General features: G+C 50.9%; 24 protein-coding genes. 8 read left to right on the top strand and 16 right to left on the bottom strand.

Annotated features, from left to right (window positions below; all coding sequences use genetic code 11):
• Positions 1–93 precede the first annotated feature (93 nt).
• Positions 94–1,359: a 4-aminobutyrate transaminase gene (gene puuE / locus LG384_RS10330; RefSeq protein WP_045442343.1), complete on the bottom strand. Its 1,266-nt coding sequence runs from the start codon at positions 1,357–1,359 to the stop codon at positions 94–96.
• 106 nt (positions 1,360–1,465) lie between these two features.
• On the opposite strand from puuE, the gene LG384_RS10325 reads away from it, so the two are divergent.
• Positions 1,466–2,938 carry a PLP-dependent aminotransferase family protein gene (locus tag LG384_RS10325; protein ID WP_225760862.1) on the top strand — a complete coding sequence of 491 codons (1,473 nt, stop codon included), beginning with the start codon at positions 1,466–1,468 and terminating at the stop codon, positions 2,936–2,938.
• Between the two features lie 53 nt (positions 2,939–2,991).
• On the opposite strand, the gene LG384_RS10320 is transcribed toward LG384_RS10325, so the two are convergent.
• From LG384_RS10320 to LG384_RS10305, 4 genes are all read right to left on the bottom strand, one after another.
• Entirely contained in the window at positions 2,992–4,179 is a 1,188-nt protein-coding gene (locus tag LG384_RS10320) for a cytochrome c (RefSeq protein WP_225760861.1), read from the bottom strand.
• A gap of 3 nt (positions 4,180–4,182) precedes the next feature.
• Positions 4,183–6,075, bottom strand: coding sequence for an FAD/NAD(P)-binding protein (locus LG384_RS10315; RefSeq protein ID WP_225760860.1), 1,893 nt, complete (start codon positions 6,073–6,075; stop codon positions 4,183–4,185).
• 80 nt (positions 6,076–6,155) lie between these two features.
• Positions 6,156–6,629 carry an ester cyclase gene (locus LG384_RS10310; protein ID WP_082138877.1) on the bottom strand — a complete coding sequence of 158 codons (474 nt, stop codon included), beginning with the start codon at positions 6,627–6,629 and terminating at the stop codon, positions 6,156–6,158.
• Positions 6,630–6,640: 11 nt separating this feature from the next.
• Positions 6,641–8,068 carry a gamma-aminobutyraldehyde dehydrogenase gene (locus LG384_RS10305; protein ID WP_200042167.1) on the bottom strand — a complete coding sequence of 476 codons (1,428 nt, stop codon included), beginning with the start codon at positions 8,066–8,068 and terminating at the stop codon, positions 6,641–6,643.
• Positions 8,069–8,360: 292 nt separating this feature from the next.
• Between LG384_RS10305 and LG384_RS10300 the strand changes: the two genes are divergently transcribed.
• Together LG384_RS10300 and LG384_RS10295 are read left to right on the top strand one after the other, a co-directional pair.
• Positions 8,361–9,086 (top strand): FadR/GntR family transcriptional regulator, encoded by a 726-nt coding sequence (locus LG384_RS10300; protein ID WP_200011713.1) that lies wholly within the window; start codon positions 8,361–8,363, stop codon positions 9,084–9,086.
• A 24-nt stretch (positions 9,087–9,110) separates the two neighbouring features.
• Positions 9,111–9,809: a cache domain-containing protein gene (locus tag LG384_RS10295; protein WP_045442326.1), complete on the top strand. Its 699-nt coding sequence runs from the start codon at positions 9,111–9,113 to the stop codon at positions 9,807–9,809.
• 20 nt (positions 9,810–9,829) lie between these two features.
• On the opposite strand, the gene LG384_RS10290 is transcribed toward LG384_RS10295, so the two are convergent.
• On the bottom strand, positions 9,830–11,311 hold the full coding sequence (locus tag LG384_RS10290) for an APC family permease (protein ID WP_200011710.1): 1,482 nt from the start codon (positions 11,309–11,311) through the stop codon (positions 9,830–9,832).
• A 247-nt stretch (positions 11,312–11,558) separates the two neighbouring features.
• Between LG384_RS10290 and LG384_RS10285 the strand changes: the two genes are divergently transcribed.
• Positions 11,559–11,699, top strand: a complete 141-nt coding sequence (locus LG384_RS10285; protein WP_003832695.1) for a hypothetical protein — start codon at positions 11,559–11,561, stop codon at positions 11,697–11,699.
• 180 nt (positions 11,700–11,879) lie between these two features.
• Here the strand turns inward: LG384_RS10285 and LG384_RS10280 are convergent, their stop codons facing one another.
• Entirely contained in the window at positions 11,880–12,059 is a 180-nt protein-coding gene (locus LG384_RS10280; RefSeq protein WP_045442302.1) for a hypothetical protein, read from the bottom strand.
• Between the two features lie 248 nt (positions 12,060–12,307).
• Here LG384_RS10280 and LG384_RS10275 point away from each other — a divergent pair, with 248 nt between their 5' ends.
• The 4 genes from LG384_RS10275 to LG384_RS10260 are packed head-to-tail and all read left to right on the top strand — an operon-like array spanning position 12,308 to position 15,413.
• Complete coding sequence (locus LG384_RS10275) at positions 12,308–13,141, top strand: ABC transporter substrate-binding protein (protein ID WP_048221560.1); 834 nt, start codon at positions 12,308–12,310, stop codon at positions 13,139–13,141.
• A 1-nt stretch (position 13,142) separates the two neighbouring features.
• Entirely contained in the window at positions 13,143–13,961 is an 819-nt protein-coding gene (locus LG384_RS10270) for an amino acid ABC transporter ATP-binding protein (RefSeq protein WP_045442296.1), read from the top strand.
• Positions 13,961–14,746, top strand: coding sequence for an amino acid ABC transporter permease (locus tag LG384_RS10265; RefSeq protein WP_045442293.1), 786 nt, complete (start codon positions 13,961–13,963; stop codon positions 14,744–14,746). Before LG384_RS10270 ends, LG384_RS10265 begins: the two co-directional genes overlap by 1 nt.
• Positions 14,736–15,413, top strand: coding sequence for an amino acid ABC transporter permease (locus tag LG384_RS10260; protein ID WP_225760859.1), 678 nt, complete (start codon positions 14,736–14,738; stop codon positions 15,411–15,413). The genes LG384_RS10265 and LG384_RS10260 overlap by 11 nt, the downstream gene beginning before the upstream one ends.
• A gap of 9 nt (positions 15,414–15,422) precedes the next feature.
• Here LG384_RS10260 and ydhT read toward each other — a convergent pair whose 3' ends face one another.
• From ydhT to ttrS, 9 genes are all read right to left on the bottom strand, one after another.
• Positions 15,423–16,235: a protein YdhT gene (gene ydhT / locus LG384_RS10255; protein WP_045442287.1), complete on the bottom strand. Its 813-nt coding sequence runs from the start codon at positions 16,233–16,235 to the stop codon at positions 15,423–15,425.
• A gap of 3 nt (positions 16,236–16,238) precedes the next feature.
• Positions 16,239–17,024: a thiosulfate reductase cytochrome B subunit gene (phsC, locus tag LG384_RS10250; protein WP_045442284.1), complete on the bottom strand. Its 786-nt coding sequence runs from the start codon at positions 17,022–17,024 to the stop codon at positions 16,239–16,241.
• Positions 17,021–17,689, bottom strand: a complete 669-nt coding sequence (locus LG384_RS10245; RefSeq protein WP_045442282.1) for a 4Fe-4S dicluster domain-containing protein — start codon at positions 17,687–17,689, stop codon at positions 17,021–17,023. The genes phsC and LG384_RS10245 overlap by 4 nt, the downstream gene beginning before the upstream one ends.
• Before the next feature lie 64 nt (positions 17,690–17,753).
• The gene (locus tag LG384_RS10240; protein ID WP_225760858.1) at positions 17,754–18,431 is read right to left on the bottom strand and encodes a YdhW family putative oxidoreductase system protein; all 678 of its coding nucleotides are present in this window, start codon (positions 18,429–18,431) and stop codon (positions 17,754–17,756) included.
• Positions 18,432–18,441: 10 nt separating this feature from the next.
• Positions 18,442–20,544: an aldehyde ferredoxin oxidoreductase gene (locus tag LG384_RS10235; RefSeq protein ID WP_048221565.1), complete on the bottom strand. Its 2,103-nt coding sequence runs from the start codon at positions 20,542–20,544 to the stop codon at positions 18,442–18,444.
• 120 nt (positions 20,545–20,664) lie between these two features.
• Positions 20,665–21,291, bottom strand: coding sequence for a ferredoxin-like protein (locus LG384_RS10230; protein WP_003029338.1), 627 nt, complete (start codon positions 21,289–21,291; stop codon positions 20,665–20,667).
• Between the two features lie 481 nt (positions 21,292–21,772).
• Positions 21,773–21,982 (bottom strand): fumarate hydratase FumD, encoded by a 210-nt coding sequence (gene fumD, locus LG384_RS10225; protein ID WP_045442274.1) that lies wholly within the window; start codon positions 21,980–21,982, stop codon positions 21,773–21,775.
• A gap of 92 nt (positions 21,983–22,074) precedes the next feature.
• Positions 22,075–22,659: a tetrathionate respiration response regulator TtrR gene (gene ttrR / locus LG384_RS10220; protein ID WP_045442269.1), complete on the bottom strand. Its 585-nt coding sequence runs from the start codon at positions 22,657–22,659 to the stop codon at positions 22,075–22,077.
• Positions 22,634–24,415 (bottom strand): tetrathionate respiration histidine kinase TtrS, encoded by a 1,782-nt coding sequence (ttrS, locus tag LG384_RS10215; protein WP_225760857.1) that lies wholly within the window; start codon positions 24,413–24,415, stop codon positions 22,634–22,636. Before ttrS ends, ttrR begins: the two co-directional genes overlap by 26 nt.
• Between the last annotated feature and the right edge of the window lie 149 nt (positions 24,416–24,564).

The raw sequence follows: 24,564 nt of genomic DNA, 5'->3' as shown, positions 1-24,564 counted from the left end.
GATCGTGTTACGTCGCGCTGGACTTAACGGCGATAAAAGAAAAGCCGACGGCAATCACTACCGTCGGCCTGCGTGCGCACTGCGCGTCAGATATTACGATTTAATGGCCATTTTGATGATATCTAACGCTTTGGCGAACTGATCTTGCGGAATAGTCAGCGGATAGAGGAAGCGGATCACGTTGCCGTATTGACCGCAGGTTAACAGCAGTAACCCCTGCTCAAGCGCTTTCTTCTGCACACGTTGCGCGACGGCAGCGCTTGGCTCCTTCGTTGTTGCATCACAAAATTCAGCAGCAATCATTGAGCCTAATCCGCGTACTTCGGCCAACTCCGGACACCCTGCACGAGCATCGTTCAGGGCCGCACGCAGTTGCTCACCAAGTGCTTCTGCGCGCTGGCACAGTTGTTCATCATGAATAATATCAAGCACCGCGTGGGCCGCTGCCACAGCCAACGGGTTTCCGGCATAGGTGCCGCCCAAACCACCCGGCGCTGGTGCGTCCATAATCTCGGCCTTACCGACCACACCTGACAGCGGCATACCACCAGCAAGACTTTTCGCCATGGTCATCAGGTCAGCTTTATGATCGTAGTGATCCATAGCGAACAACTCACCCGTACGGGCAAAACCACTTTGCACCTCATCGGCAATCATCACAATGCCGTGCTCATCACAGATGCGGCGGATAGATGCGACAAATTCAGGCGGAGCTACAACAAATCCCCCTTCGCCCTGCACGGGTTCGAAAATAATCGCCGCCACCTGGCTGGGGTCAATGTCAGCTTTAAACAGCCGCTCAATTGCTTTCACCGAATCTGCGGTGGAAATACCCTGTAGTTCAGAAGGATAAGGCGCATGGTAAACAGATCCAGGGAACGGACCGAATCCTTTTTTATACGGCGCGACCTTGCCGGTAAGCGCCATGGTCATGTATGTGCGTCCGTGAAAACCGCCGCCAAAGGCGATAACACCCGGCCGACCTGTGTGTGCGCGGGCAATTTTAACCGCGTTTTCTACCGCCTCTGCTCCGGTAGTAAAGAATGTGGTTTTACGCGGCCCATCAACAGGCGCAACTGCATTGATTTTCTCAGCCAGAGAAACATAGCTCTCGTACGGGACTATCTGGTATGCCGTGTGAGTAAAAGCCTGAAGCTGAGCCTCGACTGCCTGCACCATACGAGGATGACGGTGTCCGGTATTCAGCACGGCAATTCCGGCAGCGAAATCAATATATTGATTGCCTTCGATATCGGTAATTGTGCTGTTTTCCGCTGACTGAGCGAAAAAATCACACATCACACCTACGCCACGCGGGGTGGCATCCAAACGACGTTGTTGCAGGTTTTTATTGTTCATTATCTACACCTTGTCCATAAACATATCCGGGTTGAATTACCCTTTAAATTTAGACGCCATCTGGTACTTTAATCGAGAGCCAAATCGTTTTATTTTAAGGATCCAAATGCGTTCACTTGCCGGAGATGTGATCAAGCAAGCATTTAGCCAGCAGACTGACGAAAAGCTTCATCGTCGTCTGTATGCCGCAATCTGCAGTTGTATTCTTGAAGGTAACCTGAAACCAGCAACCCGCATGCCCCCTTCGCGGGATCTGGCTAATGAGCTGGCGCTATCTCGCAACACCGTATTACGGGTATATGAGCAGTTACAGGCCGAGGGGTATATTTCTGCACGCACCAGCAGCGGGACGTTTGTTACTGACAGCGTACTGGATAATCTCAACCTGCGCACCGACAGGGAACCCACCTCACCCGCGCAAGAAGACCACACCAGCTTATCAGCCCGTTGTCTTGAACTGCTGGGTTACGCCAGCGCGAGCCCCCGACAGTGGGGACCTTTTATCCCAGGCGTACCTGACGTACAGTATTTTCCTCACCGCACGCTCAAAAAGATTCAGGACCGGCTGGCAAGACGGTTGCGCCCGGAGTTTCTTACCTACGATGCTACAGGCGGCGTAAGTGAGCTGAAAGAGGCGCTGGCCGATTACCTGCGTACCGCGCGCGGCGTCAGATGCTCTCCCGAACAGATACTGATCACCGAAGGCATTCATCAGGCGTTGGATCTGGTGACCCGCACTCTGTGTGACCCAGGTGATAACGTCTGGATTGAAGAACCTGGCTACTGGGGAATAAAAAACATTCTGCGTATCAACGCTGTTAACTTTTCGGCGATCCCCGTTGATGAACAAGGTATGGTTCCGCCAGGAGCATCAGAGGTTGCGCCGAAACTGATTTTTGTGACACCGTCACACCAATATCCCCTCGGTTCGGTAATGAGCCTCAGCCGGCGGCGGCAGCTCCTCTTTCGGGCGTGTGAAACACGAAGCTGGATAGTGGAAGATGATTACGACAGTGAGTTTCGCTTCTCGGGTCAGCCCATTCCGTCATTACAGGGACTGGAGGAAGAGAGTCCAGTCATTTACATCGGCACGTTCAGCAAAACACTTTATCCCGCACTCCGACTCGGTTATGTCGTCCTGCCCAGGGCACTCGCTACCCCACTGAAGAAAGTTCATACTGACCTCTACCGCGGTGGTCATCTTCTGATTCAGGCCGCGCTGGCTGAGTTTATTAAAGAGGGTTACTACGCGGCCCATATCCGCAAAATGCGTCAGCTCTACAGCCGCCGTCGCCATATGCTGGTTAAACTGATCACCAGGATGCTCGGTGAACATTATCTGGGCTCCTTCAACAGTAACGCCGGGCTGCATCTGATTTTACAGTTGCCAGCCGATAGCGATGACGTTGCCATTGCACGGTTGGCAAATGCCGAAGGTTTGTTGGTTCGGCCGCTGTCGCGGTATTACATCAGTGAAGAGAAACGCCGCGGTCTGTTGCTGGGATTTGCCAGCATTGAAGAACATGAGATGGCATCGGCGTTTTCCAGACTGGCCGGGATTATTAAAGCCCATAGTTGACGAACGTCGGATTTGTACGCCGGATGAGGTTTGCCCCCCCATCCGGCGTTCTGCTAGTGTGTGGCTTTTTTAAGTCCGGCCAGATCCTCCTGTGTTATCTCGCCATTACCTTCGCCCCAGCTTTTACGCACATAGTTGATAACGTCGCGCATTTCACCCTTAGTCATCATTCCCTCATACGCTGGCATTTTGAAGGAGACATTTCCCCGCGTCGTGGGTGTTTCCGCCCCCTGCGAAATCACTCTGTACAGCGGGGTCGGATCGTCAATCATGACCAGCGGGTTTTTGATCAAAGAAGGCACATTGTCATCCGTTCCTTTGCCTTCCAGGCCGTGACAGGTTGAGCAATAGCGGTTATAGACAACCTTGCCCGCTTCAGGCGAATTTGACCACGTAGCCGTCGGGCGCGCCGGGGCAGCCTTATCGCGCTTCAGACTCAGCAAATACTGCGCTATCGCCGCAGCGTCATCATCCGTCAGATACTGAGTACTCTGACTCACAACCTCGGCCATTGATCCTGAAACCGCGGCATGTTTGCTTTTTCCAGTCAGTAACAGCAACGTTAATTCCTGCTCTGACAAGGCGGTACCTCTGAGTGATGGTGCGTACCAGCCGTCGATCATCGCGCCGCTCAGGTATTCATCATCGCTACTGGTGTACGCTTTTTCCTGCATCGCTATCCCCCTTGGGGTATGACACGAACCGCAGTGACCAGGCCCTTCAACCAGATAAGCCCCCCGATTGACCAGCTCAGTATTTACATCCGCTTTTTTGCTCTCAGGTGCGTCGGTAAACAACCAGTTCCAGATATGCAGCGGCCATCGGGCCGAGAGGAGCCAGGGGATGGCGTTCTCTTTATTGGGTTCTGCAGATGAGGTGACATCATGCATAAAATAGGTGTACAGCGCCTGAACATCCTCATCGGAAAGCTTCGCATAAGACGGATAAGGCATCGCCGGATAAAGTGGATGACCGTCTTTGGCAATACCCTGGCGCACCGCTTTTTCAAACTCGTCGTAAGAGTAGTTGCCAATACCGTGGGTCTTGTCGGGGGTAATATTCGTCGAATAAATATCACCAACGGGCGTGGGAAACTTTTTGCCCCCTGCCATCGCCGCTCCGCCCTCAGCGGTGTGACATGCCACACAGTCAGAAATTCGCGCGATGTACTCACCGTTAGATTCAGCAGCAGAGACACCGACGCTAAATAAACAAGCGATAAGAAAGGTTACGTTACGCATAGATCACCCCATATCCTTGAGTTCGTTGACCGCACGCCATGCCTGATCGATCGCAGCATGCGCATAAGCACTCCAGTCAGAATCCGAGTTAGCAATGGCAATTCGACCGACTGGTTTACGCGCCCGGTCAATAATCTCGGGCATTTTGTCCATATCATCGAACAGCGACGTGGGGTAATACGCATAACCATGCGCCCAACGGTTAACCGTAATGGCTGAAATATCCCGTTGATTATCAAAACCCGTAGAACCAAACATCTCCTGCAACTGGGCGCGAATCATTTCTTCATGCGCCGCAAACGTGGTACCAAGTAACCATGCCCGCCCCAGGCGGAACTGTTCCCTGGCTGACAGATTACTGCCCGGATAAGTAGGCACATAGACCATATGAATAACCATTGGATCGTCCGGTGTCGCCGGATGCTGGTAACCTCCGATACTAACCGGATAGTCGAGCTTCACCCGACTGTAAGGCGCAGCGGGAGAGTAAAACTCATGCACACCAAGCTGCTTAAACGCATTCCAGTTCTTGACCACCACGTTGGTGTACACAAGCGGTGCTTTTACGTTCAGTTTGAGGTCTGCTTTTTGCTGTTCCGGCGTTTCAGGCACAATGTATGGGATCATCATGTTATAGCCCGCCATGATGGCATTCTTACCGCGAACGCGATGCATTTTGCCATCACGTAACCAGGTTACGGCAACGCCGTCCGGCACGTTCGCCGCGTTGATCACGGTACTGTTCAGGCGCAGACGAGTTGTATTTTCCGGCTGGTCCAGCTTTTCGTAATGCAGCCTTGCGAGGACTGAATCTTCCATTGAATTGCCTGGCAGCGCGTCGGGCAGCAGGTGTCTGACCAGTAGTCGTGCCAGACCGGCATTGCCGTCCGGGAAATGATAGACATATGGCTCTTCGAGATCGGCCAGCGACTCCCCGTCCAGTGGCGGTAACCCTAATGCCTCCATACCAGGTAGTGCGCAGGCTCTGGCATCACTGCAGGAAATTCCCTCGATACCAATAGCAAAGAAATCATTGGAACGCTGCTGAAAATAGAGCAGCGCCATTTTGCTCAATCCGACTTTTGTTGCAAGGAATTCACTGTAGCTGTGGGCATCCATCCAGTCGCTTTTTTCGTCCACCGTCATGCCCTGAAGATAATCGACCGGGCGCACATGCAGGTCGATGAGCGCCTTTCGGTCACTTTCACTTAATGGAAAGTCGTTGATAAACGCTTCAATATTTCGCCCATTAAGTCTGTCCGGTGGAATATCATCGGAGACGGCCCGCCCCGGATCGCCGCTGACTATTTTGGTCTCACCAAAATTCTTTTTGTCGAAAAATACGCCGCGACTAAGTTGCCAGTCAGGGTAGAAATTCACGTCAAAACTGTCTTTCAGACGCGTAGCACTAACGCCAACTGTCTCCATCAGTTTTTGGACCACGGGGCTAAAATTGTGCGCTGGTGACTGAAATGACTCGCTGCCGCCATAGCCAAGAAGTTTTTTGCCCGTGGAATTAAATTCGTTACGTTTGGCGTGCCCGCCAAAATCATCATGGTTGTCGAGGATAAGGATCCTGCTGCTCTGCCCGGCGAGTTCACGCCAGAAGCACGCGGCAGCCAGTCCGCTAATGCCGCCGCCGACGATAACCAGATCGTACTCCTCCTCGATGGGGAGAGCGTTTAAGTCAAAACGTTTATGCTCGCGGCCCAATGCATGAGCCATCTCGAACGAACCTGGATGATTACCCCGCAGGCCCATCAACGCAGGCGGATAATAACTTCCATTAATGAATTCGTTGCCATTTCCTGCCGCCCTGACCAGGTCCAGAGGAGTCAGTCCCGCAGCGATAGTGACCGCCACGCCGTTGAGAAAATCACGTCTGGTTATTGCCATTAACTTTGTCCTTTTGCCACTTGCACACTGCCCTAAAAAAATCAGAGTCTCCCCCTCTTTTTTGAGGGAGAGACAATCGACTACTTCACTGGCTTCAGTTCTTCATCCAGTTTTTTCGAATCATAATAATCACCCTGCCAGGTAATTTTTCCTGCTTTAACATGAATATAGCTGACACCTTCAAATTTGATCGGATTATTTGTTGCCGGACTTCCGGCCCATTCACCGCTGTTTTTGCCTGAAAATTCCCACCGGAAAGCGACGGTATCCTCGTCATAAACGGGCTTACCAATCATTTTCCAGGTTAAATCAGGAACCGCTTTTATAAATGCCCCGATGACCTCTTTCTCGGCGTTTTCTCTGCCGTTTACCGGCTCACCCGCCGCCGCATCGTAATAAACCACGTCATTTGCCAGGTACTGTGCAGCAAGTGGCGCATTGTGCGCATTCCATGCCGCCATATACTCTTTCACAGTACTCAGCGAGGTACTTGCCGCCATGCTCAGGCCCGAGAACATCACCAGTGAAAGCACAGCTATTTTCAATGTTTTCATCATATTACCTGCTATTCAGAAATATCGGTCATGATATGTTTCACACGGGTATATTCATCGAGAGAATAAGAAGAGAGATCTTTTCCGTAACCCGACTTTTTGAAGCCGCCGTGTGGCATTTCAGCACACAGCGGAATATGGCTGTTAATCCACACCGTGCCAAAATCAAGATCGATGCTGAAACGTTGCGCGCGACCATGGTTGCTGGTCCAGACGCTGGCAGCCAGGCCGTATTCAACATCATTAGCCTTGTCCAGCGCCTCTTCGTCAGTTGAGAACGGCTGAATGGCCATCACCGGGCCAAACACTTCGTGTTGGATGGCTTCATCATGCTGATGCAGGCCAGAGATGATGGTCGGTTCAAAGTAGAAACCCGGCCCTGCTCCTGCTCTTCCACCCGTTTCAACTTTTGCATGTGCTGGCAGACGTGCAATAAAGCCTTTTACCTGCTCAAGCTGATTTCGGCTGTTCAGCGCGCCATACAGAGCCTCCTGGTCTTCAGGAGGGCCAAATTTTATCTGCTTTGTTTTTTGGATCAGTTTTTCCAGAAACGCAGGGTAGATGGACTGCTCCACCAGAATACGCGTGGCGGCCGTGCAATCCTGACCGGCATTGAAAAAGCCCGCCGTGGTGATCGCGTCAATAGCCTTGTCTATGTTCGCATCGGCAAAAACGACGGCAGGTGCTTTTCCGCCAAGTTCCAGATGGGCTTTAGTCAGGTTTGCAGCCGCAGATGCCGCGACCTGCAAACCCGCACGGACGGAACCGGTAATAGAAACCAGTGAAGCCGTTGGGTTAGAAACCACCAGCGAACCAGTATTGGCTTTTCCCAATACCACGTTAAATGCTCCTTTCGGGAACAATGGTGCAGCCAGTTCCGCCAGCAACAACGTGCTGACCGGGGTGGTATCACTCGGTTTTAGTACTACTGTGTTACCCGCCGCCAGCGCTGGAGCAATCTTCCACACCGCCATCATAAACGGGTAATTCCACGGTGTGACTTGCCCGACAATACCCAGCGGTTCACGACGAATAGTAGAGGTAAAACCTGTGGAATATTCTCCGGCGGCCTTTCCCTCAAGACAGCGCGCTGCACCGGCGAAAAAGCGAATTGCATCGCATGAAGCGGCTATTTCCTCTTTCTCAATAAAATGCAGCAGTTGACCAGTTTCCTGGCTTTGCGCCCTCGCCAGACGTTCTACGTTTCGTTCTATTTCATCAGCCAGCGCCAGAAGCGCTTTTTGCCGCTGCGCGGGCGTCGATTTTTTCCAGATACTAAACGCTGCTGCCGCCGCCGAGTAAGCAAGATCCACCTCAACCGCACTGCCGTTGGGAGATAATGCGTACGTTTCACCATCAACCGGACTCACCAGTTCAAAGGTTTCATCTGTGCTACCCGCGACATATTGCCCGTTAATAAAGTGCTTCAGGGTTTTCATGCGTATCTCCTGCCATTTAATACATAAAGAATCTTATGTAATATATATATTGTAAAACTTTTTCAAATGCGCAACATTGACACTATGATAAGCCTCGCATTTTTAACTTATATTTTACATTTACAAGTGAGAGGCAATTCATCACCAGTTGACGCTATCGGAACACACATCCGTCTGTGCAATGGCATCACGCGCGGGCATGTAAAATAACGCGACCATTCTGACCTTCCTTGCCTGACGGGCTTGTGTTAGAAATGGTCGTTGTTTCAGGGAATTGAGTGCAGAAAAGATTATGATTACTCATGCGGTCATATTTGCGCCTATCGGGCAGGTCAGTCGTTCTGACCAGATAGTGCAGCGCCTTTCGAACGCCATTATTACGGGATTACTGGAGCCAAAAGAGCAGCTCCCAAACGAAACCGATCTGGCAAAGATGATGGGTGTCTCACATATCACAATCAGAGAAGCACTAAACACGCTTCGGGCTAATAATCTTATCCATACGATTCGTGGTCGCAATGGCGGGAGTTTTGTTTGCGAAAACATCGACGGCAAAAATAGCGCCCTGCATCCGTTCAAATCTATCAGTACAGATTACCTTTCCGATTTAGGGGAAATGCATTGCGCTATTATTAGCCACAGCGCAAGACTCGCTTCCAGGCGTATGACCGGTGCCGATATCTCTAAATTTCGCGAGTTTGTCGAGGTGTTAAGAAAAGCGGATTCGCCAGAATTAATGACACAGGCCGATATGCGTTGCCTGCTGGCAATAGCAGCCAGTTCCCATTCGGCGCGGCTGGCCAATCAGGAATTGCAGGTACAGGCTGAATGGGCCTCACTGGTTGCCATACTTTATCGCTCTGGCAATATTCATGCAGAAATTATTGCGCTCTATTCGGCGCTGGCCGACGCGCTGGCTGCCCATAACGAGGTGGAATCCGTACAGTTCGCCACGCAGATTATCGACACATTTACCTATTACCTTATAGAAAAAAAGCTGAAATATAATTCGAATTAACAATCAGTGAAGGCAGGACAGACAATGACCTCTTCGACATCCTTAAGCGCATTAATCCGTAAAATTGATGATATTACTGCTTCTACCGTAGATTCTACCGTTGCGCTGGCGAGGAGTATCCATGAGGCTATTGCCGGTGTGCAAAAAGGCTCAGCGGAGGTGGTCCTCGACCCTGCTGTAAGAGCAACCGTTCAGCAGCACATTAAACGTACACTCAATGACAATCACTATTGCTCCGGTGCCGGATTCGCCAGCCATATTGAGAGCACGCCGACAACGAGAGAGTACTGGCATCTGGAGTGGTGGTATAAAAAAGATAATGGTTTGAGTCAGGCAAATCTGGATTTGGATCAGGCCACACAGCAGCGGCTGGATTTCAGAACGTTCGAGTGGTTTAAACACTCCCCACCAGCCGGCGAAGCTTATATTCACGGCCCGTATGTCGATTATATTTGCAACATCTCTTACACACTGACGTCAGCTGTACCCGTCTACTTCAATGATCAGTTTCTTGGTGTCGCCGCCGTCGATCTGCTGGTCAGCCAGATTGAAGCCGAATTGCTTTCCTGCCCCCAGCCTGATTATGTGATTCTGACGAATCTGGAAAACAGAATTATTTTCTCCAGTTGGCCGCGTTATCGCGTAGGTGAATTGTTGTCGCCGACGAACACCACCCTTGTTTATCAGAGCGACTACTTTATCCTTTATCACTATCAAAACTAAGGGCCCGAAGGCCCTTGTTTTCAGTTGTCCTGCCCCATAGTTAGCTTGTTTGCGTAGGCAATAGCATCATTTTCAGGCGCAGCGGAGCGACCGAACGGACGGGTCAGGAACATATAGACCAGCCCTGAGCCCACGACAATCGCCAGACCAAACAACACCGTCCAGCGATCAATGAAGTCGCTGCTGTCGGCAGGCTGCGCCAGCAGCCAGATACCACACAGCCCATAGGCTAACGCCAGCACGTTGACGAGAGTCCCCCAACCACCTATGGTCCACTCACCCGCTGGTTTCCAGCCCTTCAGACGCTGACGCAACGCGGCCAGCACCACCATCTGGAACGAAATGTAAATACCGATTACGGCAAACGCGGTAATGCGCGACAGATTATCCGGCTGAAAATAAACCCAGATACAAATGATCACCGGCAGTAAGCAGCTAACAACCATGGCATTATCCGGTACGCCGTTTTTGGAAATTTTTGCCATCCACTCGCTTCCCGGTAGCATTTTGTCACGGGAGAAGGAAAAGATGAGGCGGCTCAGCGCAGCCTGAAGGGACAGAATGCACGACAACATGGCTATAATCGCCACGACAATAAAGATTGTTGCGCCCGTTTCCCCCAGAGCCTCATTAAGGATAGCCGGGATCGGATCGGCCGTTTTACCGTTAACAATGCTGACCAGGTTTGGTGAAGCAAGCAGATAGCCCATCACAGAGATGATGGCGGAGATCGCGCCAAACACGATGCTCAAAATCATAGCTACCGGGATTTTTTTGCTTGGGTTCTTCACCTCCTCCGCGACGTTACCGCATGCCTCGAAGCCAAAGAACATAAACAAGCCCATCAGCGCGGCTGACATAAATGCGGTGGAATAACTTCCGTCCTGAGCAAGTACGCCCATCGAATCAAAGATGACCGAGAACGGTTGTGAGCGATGAAAGATCAGCAGATATATTCCCAGCGCAATAACGCTGACAATTTCACACCAGAAACCAATTTTGGCGACGCGGGCAAGATTCTTCGTCCCTGACATATTCACCGCCATCATCAAAAACAGCAGCACGACAGATGTCAGCAGCATAGTGGCGGGCGTTTGACCATAGTGGAACAGAGACTCTACAAAAGTCGAAGTGTATTCAGCGATTGACGTTATGGTGACAACCAACGCCCAAAGGTAAATCCACGCCGCGATCCATGCATACTTTTTCCCCCATAACCTTCTGGCCCAGGGATACAGTCCACCGGTAATAGGATACTGGGATGCCACTTCACCAAATACCAATGCCACCAGAAGCTGTCCGCACGCGACGATCAAAATCCACCATACCGCGGGTGGCCCAGCCAGAGTCACTGCCAGAGCAAACAGAGAATAAACAGCAGTAAGTGGCGACAGGTAGGTAAAACCCAACGCAAAGTTAGAGATAAGTCCGATCGACCGGTTGAACTGTTCTTTGCCATCTTTATGAAAACTATCGTTTTTCTTATCAGGTGTCTGTTCCATATATCTTTCTCTTTTGTGGAATAGTCGCAGGGGTGAACGATTAATGTATAAAAGATATTAAGTTATATGTATAGTGATTTTGTCACATATTTGTTAAATAAAATCGTATGATTTCCACTAATGAGAGAAGACACAGCGCACCGTTAAACGGCATCTGAACTGAAAAAACGCAAGAATCGCTGCTGTTAAGCAACATATTTGCAATATAATAGGGAGATGTTTAACGCCGAACCTGAACAGGTGAATAATGGAAATTGATCTCGATAATCTGGTCTTTGATGGACTGGAAGAAGCGCAAGAGCGTAATGCTGAACGTCTGGAAGATGCTGACAAAAAAGCGCAGGAAATTATTGCTGATAATGACTGCGGCGACGCCTGCAAGATCTAATCTCTGAACCGGCGTAATGCCGGTTTTTTTATATTCGGTTCATCCTGCCCGCGCCAAATCAAATGGCACAATGTTTCAACCCGTTGCGCGAATACTGCAGTGTGCTGTTACGATCTGAATTGCCATCCGGCAGCGACGTTGCACACCTCATTCCAATACATCTCGCGCGTCAGGCGAAGTTCAGCGTGTTGTTTTATCACGGAACCACTCCGGATCAATATTGGCGATATCCACCCCATACAGGCTGGCGACAGGAAGAACAGACTCCACAACACGCTGAAGATTAGACTCTGCACCATATTGTGGGGTCAGTGGACGCCGTTTTATTACGTTCAGCCAAAGCTGTTTCAGCCCTTTCATCTTCTCCGCCTCCTCTGTATGTCGGATGCGTTTTATTCCAGCGCACTCTCGCCTAAAAATGAAATGCGAATTATTGCCAAGGTTTTGCACAATTTTGCATTTCACTCGCTCATTGCATTTACCCGTTATTAACACCCCCGTCACTAATATCTTTTTGTATATAGATAAGAATTTTTTCATATTTGGTGACAACCCTAAGTTATGGGAGCGTAAAAAGCACAAACCAATAACTACAGGGATTTCATAAAATGATGGCAACGAAAATTCACAGCGCTAAAAAAACTCTGCTGGCTCTCAGCGTACTGCTGGCATCGGGTGTTACCGCCACGCAGGCTCAGGCCGACCAGTTGGCAGATATTAAAGCCGCAGGTGTGGTAAAAGTCGCGACATTCGACGCTAACCCGCCGTTTGGCTCAGTCGATGCGAAAAGTCACAAAATTGTCGGATACGACGTTGATTTTGCCGAAGCGCTGGCCAAATCCCTCGGCGTTAAACTTGAACTGGTAGCGACCAATCCGGCAAACCGTATCCCGCTATTGCAATCCGGGAAGGCGGATTTAATCGTGGCGGATATCACGATTACCCCTGAACGGGCACAGGTTATCGATTTCTCCGTCCCCTACTTTGTCACCGGCCAGCAATTTCTCGTTCCGGCAAAGTCTCCGGACAAACTTGATGATTACAGTCGTGCCAGAATTGGTGCGGTGAAAGGCACCACGGGTGAGCAGGCGTTGCATCAGCGATTCCCGCAGTCGCGGGTGCTGGCCTATGACGATATTCCGCTGGCATTAACTGCACTGCGTAACGGTAATGTCCAGGCAATCACGCAGGACAGCACTATTCTGGCGGGTTTATTGAGCGGCGCGCCGGATAAAGCGGATTTCAAAATCCTGCCCGACCTGCTGAGCAAAGAAGAGATCGGCGTTGGGGTGAAAAAAGGCGAATCAGCGCTGTTAAAAGCGGTAAATGATGAGCTACTGAAGCTCGAATCTGAGGGTCAGGCAGCCAAAATCTATGACGTCTGGTTTGGCCCTGAAACCAAAAACCCACAGCCGCGCGCCTTTAAAATAGAAGCGAAGTAATATGCTCTCAGGTCTGTTTCCTCGTTCCGCAGCTCCCGCTGCGGATTTTACACATTTGCGCCAGGCTCGCGTTGAACTGCGCAATGTCGTTAAACAATATGACGCGCACACCGTTTTGAACGGTGTCAGTCTGTCCGTTGAGCCCGGTGAAGTGGTCACCATCCTTGGCCCCTCAGGATCAGGCAAATCCACGCTGATTCGCCTGATTAATCAGCTTGAGTCACTCAGCGGCGGCGATATCTACATTGATAGCAAACCGATTGGTCAGCTTCGCGGTGCGGCATTACGTCAGTTACGCAGTCGTATTGGTTTCGTGTTCCAGCAATTCAATCTGTATACCCATCTGACGGCACAGCAAAACATCACGCTGGCACTGGAATATGTTCACGGATGGAACAAAGCGGACGCAGAACACCGCGCGCTTGAACTGCTGGATCAGGTCGGGCTGAGAGAGAAAGCTGATGCGTATGCCGCCCAGCTTTCCGGCGGGCAGCAGCAACGTGTTGCTATCGCCCGCGCTCTGGCATCCTCACCACAAATTATCCTTTTTGATGAACCCACCTCTGCGCTGGATCCTGAGATGATCGGAGAAGTATTACAGGTGATGAAAAATCTAGCACACAGCGGTATCACCATGATCGTCGTTACTCATGAAATGCATTTCGCCAGAGAGATTGCTGACCGGGTGGTATTTATTGATGGCGGCGATATTCTGGAAGTGGCACCGCCAGAAGATTTTTTCACCCGTCCACAGCACCCCAGAACCCAGCGTTTCCTGAAAAAAGTGCTCGACCCGTTACACCAGGAGTCACCGTTATAATGCATGCAATGGACTGGCAGGGAGTGCTGAGCGGGCAACCTCTGCAATGGATAATTTCAGGTTTTCTGACCACCCTATGGGTCACAGTGGCAGGTATTGTCCTCGCCACACTGCTGGCTATTTTGTTGCTCAGCCTGCGTCTTACGGGCAACCGCTTTGGCATCGGTGTGGTTAACGTATGGGTTTCAGTTTTTCGCAATACACCGTTACTTGTGCAACTGATGTTCTGGTATTTCGCCGCATGGAATCTGCTACCCAGGGGGGTTATTACGTTCGTCAATGCAGAGCATGGCTGGTCCATTCTGCCAGGAGACGTCTGGTGGCTAACACCTGAATTTATCTGTTCTGCCTGGGGCCTGGGGGTCTTTACTTCTGCCTTTCTGGTTGAGGAAATCGCATCAGGTTTACAGGCCGTGTCTGATGGGCAGCGAGAGGCCGCCATTGCACAGGGCTTTTCATCATGGGCCACTTTGCGTCACATACTGCTTCCTCAGGGGCTGGTGAACGCCTGGCAACCGATCGTTGGGCAATATCTCAACCTGATGAAGCTCTCTTCGCTAGCCAGTGGTATCGGTTTTGCCGAGCTGACCTACCAGGTGCGACAAGTTGAAAGCTATAACGCGCACGCGCTGGAAGCATTTGCCGTCGGTACCGCGCTCTATCTGCTGACCGGCATTGCGTTGGGTATGTTGTTAACGCGTCTTGGCCCGGCCCCTGTGTCAGCCAGGGCATTTGCCAGAAAAACGCGCGTATTCAGTCTCAGGAGTCCACAGCATGATCGCTAATATTTCGGTCATTACCGACAATCTGGACTATCTCCTGTGGGGACGCATAGCGGACGGTCAACCGGGTGGCGTTCTGCTTACACTATTGATGGCAATTGGCGCGGCAATTCTGGCCCTTCCTGCGGGAATAATACTGGCCTGCTGTGCCTGGCGTTTTCCGGGAGTGGTTCGCAAAGGACTGTTTATCTGGGCGGAGTTCATTCGCGGTATTCCGTTGATCTTTGTGATCTTCTGGATGTGGTATCTGCTGCCAATGCTGAGCGGAAGCGATCTTCCTGGTGCTATTACCGTCACGCTGGCTCTGGCCTGGTTTACCGCAGCCTCAGTGATGCACTCAGTTTATGCCGGGATAAATGCACTCCCTGCAGGGCAATATGATGCAGCGGTGGTTCAGGGCTTTCGCCCGTTTCAGGCATTATGGCTCATCATGTTGCCGCAGGTGCTGCGGAACATTCTGCCTTCACTAACAGGGATATTTATTGGCTTGCTGAAGGATACGTCGCTGGCGTTTATCGTTAACGTTCCTGAACTGACAACGGTAGCCGGTCAGGTTAACAGTCGGGTGCAAATTTACCCGGCAGCGATTTTTATCTTCACCGGGCTGGTCTATTACCTGTTGTGTTTTGGGCTGGAGAAAATTACCCGGCGTCGGTTTGCCTTGAGATAATCCTACGGCTCAACAAGCTACAAACTGGTGATCTTCGTTGAGCCTGTATTTCACGCCCGCCCGGATATTGTTTTCCCCCTCAATGGCAACCGCAAAGCGCATTCTTTCGCCGTCATGATAGGCTAACGCCGCGCATCCGCCAGGGCCGAGAATGATCGAATCGACAACACCGGTGCTGGCAATAACAGCATTTTCGCCGCAGGCATTAATATGGATGTTGTCAGCGCAATTTACTATTTTCGACTCTGCGCCAAAACTGGCGATCTGCGTCAAATCGCCGCTACTGGCAATACGACTTCTGTCACCCAGAGAACTGATACGTACACGCATGCCGGTACTTGCGATGCGCGTGCCATCACCGACACTGCTGATACGTGAGGAATTTCCCGCGATTGCTACCCTGGCACGATCCCCGGAGCTACCGATGTGCGCGTTATATCCGACGCTGCCAATACGTGCGCTGTGTCCGGCACTGGCAATCTGCGCGGCATATCCGGCACTGGCGATTTTGACGTTATCGCCCGCACAGCTAAAGTTGGTGCTATCCACGGCACTCGCCAGTTGCCTGCCGTTTTCACCTGCTGTTTGCGCACCGGCAATACTCTCCATGGCGCAAATATCCTGCTGAACAAAACTCTCCTCACCGAGCCATTTTGACCAGGCGTACTCTACAAGGCTGTTTGCCCAATCAATATACCCCTCCCGCAGGAGAGCGCGATGCACATCTGCATAGCTCCCCCCCTCAGGAAAAGCGCGTAAAAACCAACGATACATTACGGACCCAACGCGCCAGGCCCGTAAGTCACTGCGAGTAATCATCATCTCTTAATGCCGGTGATAGCCATCGACCATACATTTGAAGGTTTCGCCCGGTGTGCGCCCCGTGGTACAGAGATAAAGATGTCCAAAAATAAAAAATAGACTGACAATCGCCAGGGCAAAGTGTGCCTGTAGCAACCAGTAACGCACGCCAGGGAATACATCGCCCACCACCTGTGGGTAGAGCGATAACAGACCCGATATCAGCAACAGCGGCAACAAGCCATACATCACGCCGACATAAGCAGCCTGTTGTAATGGATTGAATTTTGAACGCGTAGATGCAGGAAACGGGTGTGACTCACCTTGCATAATGCCAAACAGATAAAACCGCGTCTGTCTTAGCGCCCTTCCGACCCAGCCCTGACGTTTGATAATATAATGATGTCCGTTCCCCCCTATCAGGTTGATCAGCACAAAACCAATCCAGCACGCGAGCAGCAAAAAGCCGCAAACTTCATGTACGGTCAGTAAGCTTTTCATCACCGATGCGCTGACCGCAGAGAAATGGTTCACCAGACCGCTGACAAGCAGCAGCAGAAATAACAGCGCATTCGACCAGTGCCACAACCTGACGGCCTTCGAGTATAAATACACCTTTTCGCCATGCCCGGCTGATGCTTTATTGGCTGAACGGAAGCGCAGCATGGCGTGTAGCGCAAGTACCAGCCACATCCCCACCAGCATTAATCCCGCGATCACCAACCAGACAGGCCAGTAGTCCGGCGAAAACATGGGGACATACTGCGCTAGTTGTGCGTGAAACTGCTCAGCATTCTGCGACGCGTTCATACATTTTCCTTCTTAATCAAATGTTGACCGAACCGACGATACAGATGGGGTTTCCCGGCGCCTGAAAGTTGATATTCGTAATACTTGTTTTCCCGTAACCATGTCTGAATTTCCGGACTGTCTTCGCGACCAAAGATCAGCGCATGCTCCGGACAAGAGTTAACACAGATCGGTGGGAAACCTTTCGCCAGACGAGATTCGGCGCAGAAGTCGCATTTATCCGCCACTTTGGTCTGCGGGTTGAGATAACGCACCTGGTACGGACACGCACCAATACAATAGCTACATCCAATGCAGCGAGAAGCGTCTACGCGCACAATCCCATTCTCATCACGCCAGGAAGCCCCGGTCGGACATACCTCAATGCACGGCGCATCGTCACAGTGCTGACAGGACTGGCGGAAGTAGTGATACAGCGTTTCGTTGTCGTTATCCGATACCGGAATATGGGCTATCGATAAACGGCTCCCCTGAGCGGGAACATGATTCGTTTTCCTGCACGCACGAGCGCAAATATTACATCCGTTGCACAATGATTCATCATGGATCATAACGTAACGAACATCTTTGGTTGCCTTGGTACTCGCTAACAGGTTTTGACCTGGGCCGGTGAAAAAAATCACCGTCCCCATGCCAATGACAAATTTTCGTCGGGTGAAGGACATCGGGTTATCCTCTAATACTGTGACAGTGATCGTCCACACATTCCATGACATCAACCTGAAGAATTCAGGGGTTCTGATACTGCTCAACTTCAAGCCATTCGCACAAGCCGTACGCTTTGCCGTAACTCATAAAGCGTTCGCTGAACAGGTAAGGTTCCGCATTCGACGATTCCACAGTGCGTATGTCTGCGTAATCAGGATGCGTTTCCATTGCCGTGAGCGCTGCGGCGACCTGCTGAGGCTCGAAGTGATAAGGTGGCTGTTCCAGCATGGCGACCTTATAAGGGCGAGGATACGTTTTACAGTCAAAACGTACCGCTTCAGCGATCGCGCGGCAGATATCGTTTTCAACCACCTGCACACACATGCTGGCGTAGTTTTCTGCCATGGTTTGCGTCGAGTAGAAATACGTATCTTCAACCCCCTGCACACTGGCAATATCCGCCCCGGACTCATGCTGACACATCGTGTCCAGAAGCGCCGCCAGGTCGGTTTCTGGAACCGAGTAAGGCGGCAGCAAAAAGAGATTGCGAGCCACCAGTTGACCCGCTGCGGAGTGCTGGCGAATAAAATCCGCCACAATTGACTCCGGGGTAGCGGGCTCTTGGATCTGCGGCGCATTCCTGTGTTCTACAGGCTGATGTAACGCATGCAGCCATTGTCTCTTTTGGCTGTCGACCTCGTCAGGAAGCGCACCAGACGCTTCCTCAACAGGCACCAGAACGTTGCTCACGTTAGTCATCTCACGTTCCTTACGCCGGCAGCAGATCCTGCGCAGCCAGATCGGCTGCCACATCTTCAAGACCGAGTCGATTCAGGGTTTCGCGAGTTGGGCATCCCAGTTCCGGATCCCAGCCCATTTCCTGATAGAACATCGTAAGTGACTGGCGCATATCCTCTCTGTCCATCTTGTCCGTCCCTTCTGTGAAGACCGGAATCTTAGGATCTTTATCAAATACCCAGGAGCAGATGAGATCGTGTTCATTGCGCATATCTTTGGTTTGCATCAGTTTTACCGTATAAGCACGATGCAGGGTAAAGATACGCTCCGCAGCTAAATCCAGACTCGCCTGCGTCGTTTCATCACCAGTTACGGCCTGGAAGAACTTCGCCTCCAGATCCAGATCCCCACGATAGTTTCGACTTTTCAGAGGTGAAACCGTCATTGGCCAGACCCAGTTGCACAGCGTCACGGCGTTATGCAAGCAGACCTTAAGCAGCGTCCATTTGGCATATTTGATTTTGGCCGCATTGATGGGGGTGTAGTTTTTGGTTTCGTCGTAGGCATCTTGCGAACCGAACAGTTCGCCCGCCACTTCCCGTTGTAATTTCAGTGGCAAACCAGAACCAATGAAGTTGATATGGGTGTGCGCCATACAGTCGCGGTTAAACATACAGTTGGTAATCGCCCCCACCTGTGCCGAGGCTTCGTTGGCATGGTGAACAGGAAAGCCAAACGGCGACCACAGTTTGTTTTTGGCATATCCCCAGTACTCTTCACCCAAATTCCAGCGTTCAGCAATGGCGTAAGAGCCATCTGCGAGGTGGCTGAGTTCACCGACGCGATGCGCCAGGCGGTAGTAGAAATCTTTAATAAAGTTAGGATCGCCCGCTTCCAGCTGATCCCAGCGGATCTCCGCATACTCTTCAGCCGGGAGTACGCGCTTAAAGACGCCTTTGGAGTAGCAGTACGTAAAGTCGCGATGCAGTTGTCCGTAGTTACACCAAATGCCGTAATCATCAAACAGGTTCAGGCCAATCAGATTCCCCACCACACGTCCATCGTCTTTATCATCAAAGTCTTTAGGGCCGTTCGGGAAAATGGTGGTGTGCACAAAGTTCGCCACACAGGTGTTACCGCCGGTACTCGGTACGCCAAAGTCTTTAACTCGCGGGACATTGAGCTGAGACATACAACGAATTGGGCATGAATGGCACCCGCTCATTTTGACCGTGTATTTTTCAGCCGCAGGGCCGAGATCGAATACGGATTTATAGGTACGGAAGCCAACGGTATTCTGGTTGCCAGGGGGAATTTCACCCGTTTCGATAGGTCCACCTTCCGCTGCGCCCCAGAACAGTCCTTTACGCGCCGTCCAGCGTGAGTTTGGTGAGGAGTATTCTGCCCATGCCTGCGGGGTACTCGGCACAACGTGGTTATTGTTAGCACCGATAAGCTCGGTCATCATATAGTCATTCAGCCGCTTCATCTCTTTGCGATCGGCAATGTTGACCCCTTTTGTCCCTTCGACCGCAATAGCCTTCAGGTTCTTCGACCCCATCACTGCACCAGTTCCGGCACCACCACTATGGTTACGGCTGTTGATCATGCAGGAGAGCGGAACCAGGTTCTCACCCGCCTGGCCGATAGCGGTGACGCAGGTTTCCGGGCTGGTTACGCGACAGATTTCTTCGGTCGTTGCACGCGTGCCCTTGCCCCACAGAAAATCGGCTTTTTCGATGCTCACCTTGTCATCTTTAATATTGATCCAGACAGGTGATGGCGACTTTCCTTCAATAATAATGGCGTCATAGCCGGCAAATTTCATTTGCGCAGCGAAGAATCCGCCCATATGGGCATCAACCACTAAATTACCTTTTGTGAAGGTCGATAAGGAGGTGATATTGACGCGGGAACTACAAGGCGCACCAGAACCAGTTAGTGGTCCGGTGGCAAAAACCAGTTTATTACCTTCATCAAAAGGTTTGGTACCTGGCGGGACCTCGTCGTACATGATTTTATAACCAAAGCCCATCCCACCGACAAATTTTTTAAATTTACTGGAATCTTCAACGGTGATATTCCCCGTAGTGAGATTGACCCGTAAAATATTACCCGTCCAACCATTAGCCATCATATATTCCTTTGCAAGAAGGTTCGATAGATATACTCGTCACTTTGCAGGCAGCTTTTTCATTCAAAACTGCGATATTTCTGGCAATTAGTGACGCGTATCAGACATCCCTGCTATCAATCAAACAGTAATATCTTTCCACTCGATAATTTTTAATGCTCCAGTCGGACAAGCATTGGCGCATTCCCCACACAAAACGCATTTTGAGGATTTCTTCGTTTCGGTATTTACGGTTGCCATCATCCATGGGCAAGCCGTGGTACAGGCGCTACAACCAATACAGCGTTTATGATCTACCGCAATACAGCCATCTTCCTGTTTCCAGGTAATTGCGCCAATCGGGCAGACTTTCATACATTGCGGGTCTTTACACTGACGACAGGTGTCGGCGGTATAGTTTAAATCGCCATACAAGCCACCACCGGAGCCTACGCCATCGTCGCCAAAAAAGAAGTTTCGATGAATTTTAATGCGGGAAAAGAAGGTACCCACAGCGCCATCGTTATAATTTGTACAAGAAATTTCGCAGCGGTGGCATCCGGTGCAACGAGCTCGCTGAGTCACCAGCACCCCTTTTGGGGTGTTGATGAGCCCCACAGTGCCGCTATCCACATCTTCCTGTTTACAGCCAAAAAGCGATAGCAGCGCGGGTGCAATGGTTAATCCCGCCAGCCCCTTCCCGGATATGCGCAGAAATTCAAGCCGCGTTAAACCACAATCTAAAAATGGACGATCAACCTGGTTCATTTATTTCGCATCCTCTTCGCAAACGCTGTAGCAGCAACACTTCCAGGCTAATATTAATGAGCGCAGGTCAGGCCATTTCGGGCCACTCATGTTGCCAACAACACGTGATTATTTGCCCTAACCTGATCGCATAAATGACGGCGGTTAAACTGAATGAATCTAATCCTTTAGGGTTAGGCATATGAATAATGTGGTTATTCTCCCCCTATAACTTTGATCGTTATCAATTAAAAAACGGAAGAAAAATAATTAATGTGGAGTGATATTTATTATCATTAAGGAAATTTGAAATAGTATTTTATATGCGCAACAAATATTTGTGACTATGCTTCAAAATACAGTGCAATATACAATTCGATATGTAATTAAATATATAACGACATTGACAATATTAGTGACAAAGCTAAATTATATTAACTGGAAGATTATTGTGATTAAAATAAGAGGGCGGCAGATTATTTCCGCCGCCCTCTTTTCTGCATTAACCCGCCAGTGCTTTAATCACGGTCTCAATGGCCTGTCTCTCTAACTCACTGCGCTTTACACGCTGATTGGCGAGAGTCGTTCTCAGCACCCCAGCAATGACGATATGCTTAGGCTCTTGCCCCAGATCGCGCATTTCCAGCACTACTTTCCCGACTACTCTGCACATCTCACGGTACAGCTCGTCGTCTTTAGTCTGATTTCCCATATTTGCCTGCTCGTCATTGACTCAAACCAACAGCATATATCACTCTGCCCCGTTAGACAAAAATCAATGAAAATCAATGAAATGTCATAAATCTACAGCACCCGTTGCAGTCTGTTAACCAGCTCTGCAAGGCTCCCGGCCTGCATTTTTTCCATCACCCTTGCCCGGTGGACCTCAACCGTACGCACGGCGATGTTCATGGCGTCAGCGATTTCCCGGTTCATCAACCCTGTCGCCACCAGCGTCGCCAGTTCACGTTCCTTGGGAGTGAGCTGTTGATAGCAGTTGACGATCTCTTGTCGCGAGCAAGCCGCTGCGGATACCTCCAGTGCGCGCTCCAGCGCGGCCTGCAGCGGTTCGGCTGAAACCGGCTTTTGCAAAAAATCGACCGCTCCGCGCTTCATTTGCTCAACCGCCATTGGTACGTCTCCATGCCCGGTGAGAAACACAACTGCCAGCGTACTTCCGCGTCGCAGCATCTCCTCATGTACACCTTGCCCGTCCAGTACTGGCATACGCATATCCAGCAACAATACGCCAGGTTGATGCAGACAGGCCTGAGCCAGGAACGTTTCGCCTTGCTCCCAGCATCGAACGTCATATCCCAAACTTTCCAGTAAAAATGCGCAGGCCTGGGTGACGGCAACGTCGTCATCCAGCAGATGAATTATCGCCACAGCGCCCTCCTTCCTGTGTCTGCTTAAAATATAATGTCACCCTGACACCCGCCTGCCCGTCAGGGGCTGTCTGGTTTTTAATCGTAATCTCACCGCCTGCGTAACGAACCAGTCGCTGGCAAATTGCCAGTCCCAGCCCCATACCTTCCTTGCGGGTGGTCATGAAGGGCTGAAAAGCCTGATAGAGCTGGACTTCATCAATACCTCCGCCGTTATCCTGCACCATGATGCTGATCCCCATATCCTCATCCTGGGCCGTAAACCACACCGTTTTGGCCCCTGCCTGGGCCGCATTCAGCACCAGATTCGCCAACACCTGCTCGAGCAAAACGGACGGTAGTGTCACCATTAACGCATGACTGGCCTTCGTTTGTAGCGTCACTGCCGGGAACTGCTGCGCCATGCGTAATAATTGCCATACATGGTGAATGGCGTCACGCACGTTAATCGACTTCCAGTCATCAGCCATCACCGGGTTTCCCTGCGCCTGGCTGACCCACAAACGAAGATTATGCAATGTGTCTGCTCCCCGTTGCGCCTGGACATCAATCTGTTCAAGTGCGGGCAACAGTGGATGCTGTTGATCTTGTCCGCGCAGGCGAATCAGGCAGCCTTGCGCATAGTGGCGGATGGCCGAAAGCGGTTGATTGATTTCATGGGCAAATCCGGACGTCATCTCTCCAAGGACGCTCATTTGCCGGGCCGTTTCCAGTGCCTGTTCCTGCTTGCGCAACAGCACATTGTTGCGTTCCAGCTCTCGTCCGCGCCTGCGGACCAGCAGCATGACCCAGATATAATTGAGCGTGAGCAACAACAGCATGACAACCACAGCCCCCATTGCCAGCCGGTGTTGAATAAACCAACTTTTGACATCTAACCACAGATGCCGCTGCTGCGGATGCTGCCGAACGTCGCGTAACAATGCCTCAACTTCACGGGTAGACGCAGGCGCGCCCCAGCGAAAAGTAGCACTTTGCGGCGCGTTAAACAGTACCCGTGTGACGCGATCGGCAAGTTCATCACTCACCACCGGCAGTGCCGCAAATGACCAGTCAGGATAGAGCGGCGTGCTGGATAAGCAGGGAATGGAGGTGGGATAATTGAGCACTGCGATAAAATCCGCTTTATGGATCAACCCTTCTTCGTCCATTTTTTCCAGTAAACAGACGGGTACGATCGCCGCCTGAACGGCTTTTTCGCGTAATAAATACAATAAGGCATCTGCGGGAAATCCAGTGAATCTCAGACGCAGATCGCGCTCAGGGCGCAGGCCGACATCGCTGAGCGCCTTATACCCCAGTAAATAACCACCAAACGCCTGAGCATCAATCGCGCCGACTGTTTTACCTATCAGATCGTGTGGGGAAGTTATCCCGCTGTCACGTCTGACGAGGATCGCACTGCCTATCACATTACTCGTCGCTTTCCCGCCGCGTGTGGAACGTAAAGAGGCCAGCCAGCGTAGCGCAGAGCGGCTGTTTAGCTGCACGAATTGCGCCGGATTGGTCACCACAAATTGTACGTCTCCCCGATTGACTGCATCCTGCATTTGATGCAAATCCAGAGGTTGAATATGAAAGCGCTCACCGGGGATTTGCTGATTCAACAGGGTTTCAAGCGGTTGCCAGTGGTTTCGTGTAGATACTTCACCACGCATCGCCAAAATGCCAATGTTCCATGTATCTGCCCAGGTTACACTGCTAAATATCCATACGGATACCAACAACGCCAGGCGTCGTACGACTTTACATCCCACGCAATTATCCCTGTCAATTATGTTGTTTTAGATCAACAACAAGCCGGGTATGTGGTTAACCACAATAGTGCTTCCCCCGCCGCGATTTTTACACTGTAAATCATCAACATTCTTTATTCATCATACGCAAACCAACGGCGTGACCAATG

The organism is Citrobacter sp. Marseille-Q3906 (genome assembly GCF_916618775.1).
In the GTDB taxonomy this organism is placed as follows: Bacteria; Pseudomonadota; Gammaproteobacteria; order Enterobacterales; family Enterobacteriaceae; genus Citrobacter; species Citrobacter murliniae.
This window is presented reverse-complemented; position numbering and strand designations above follow the sequence as displayed.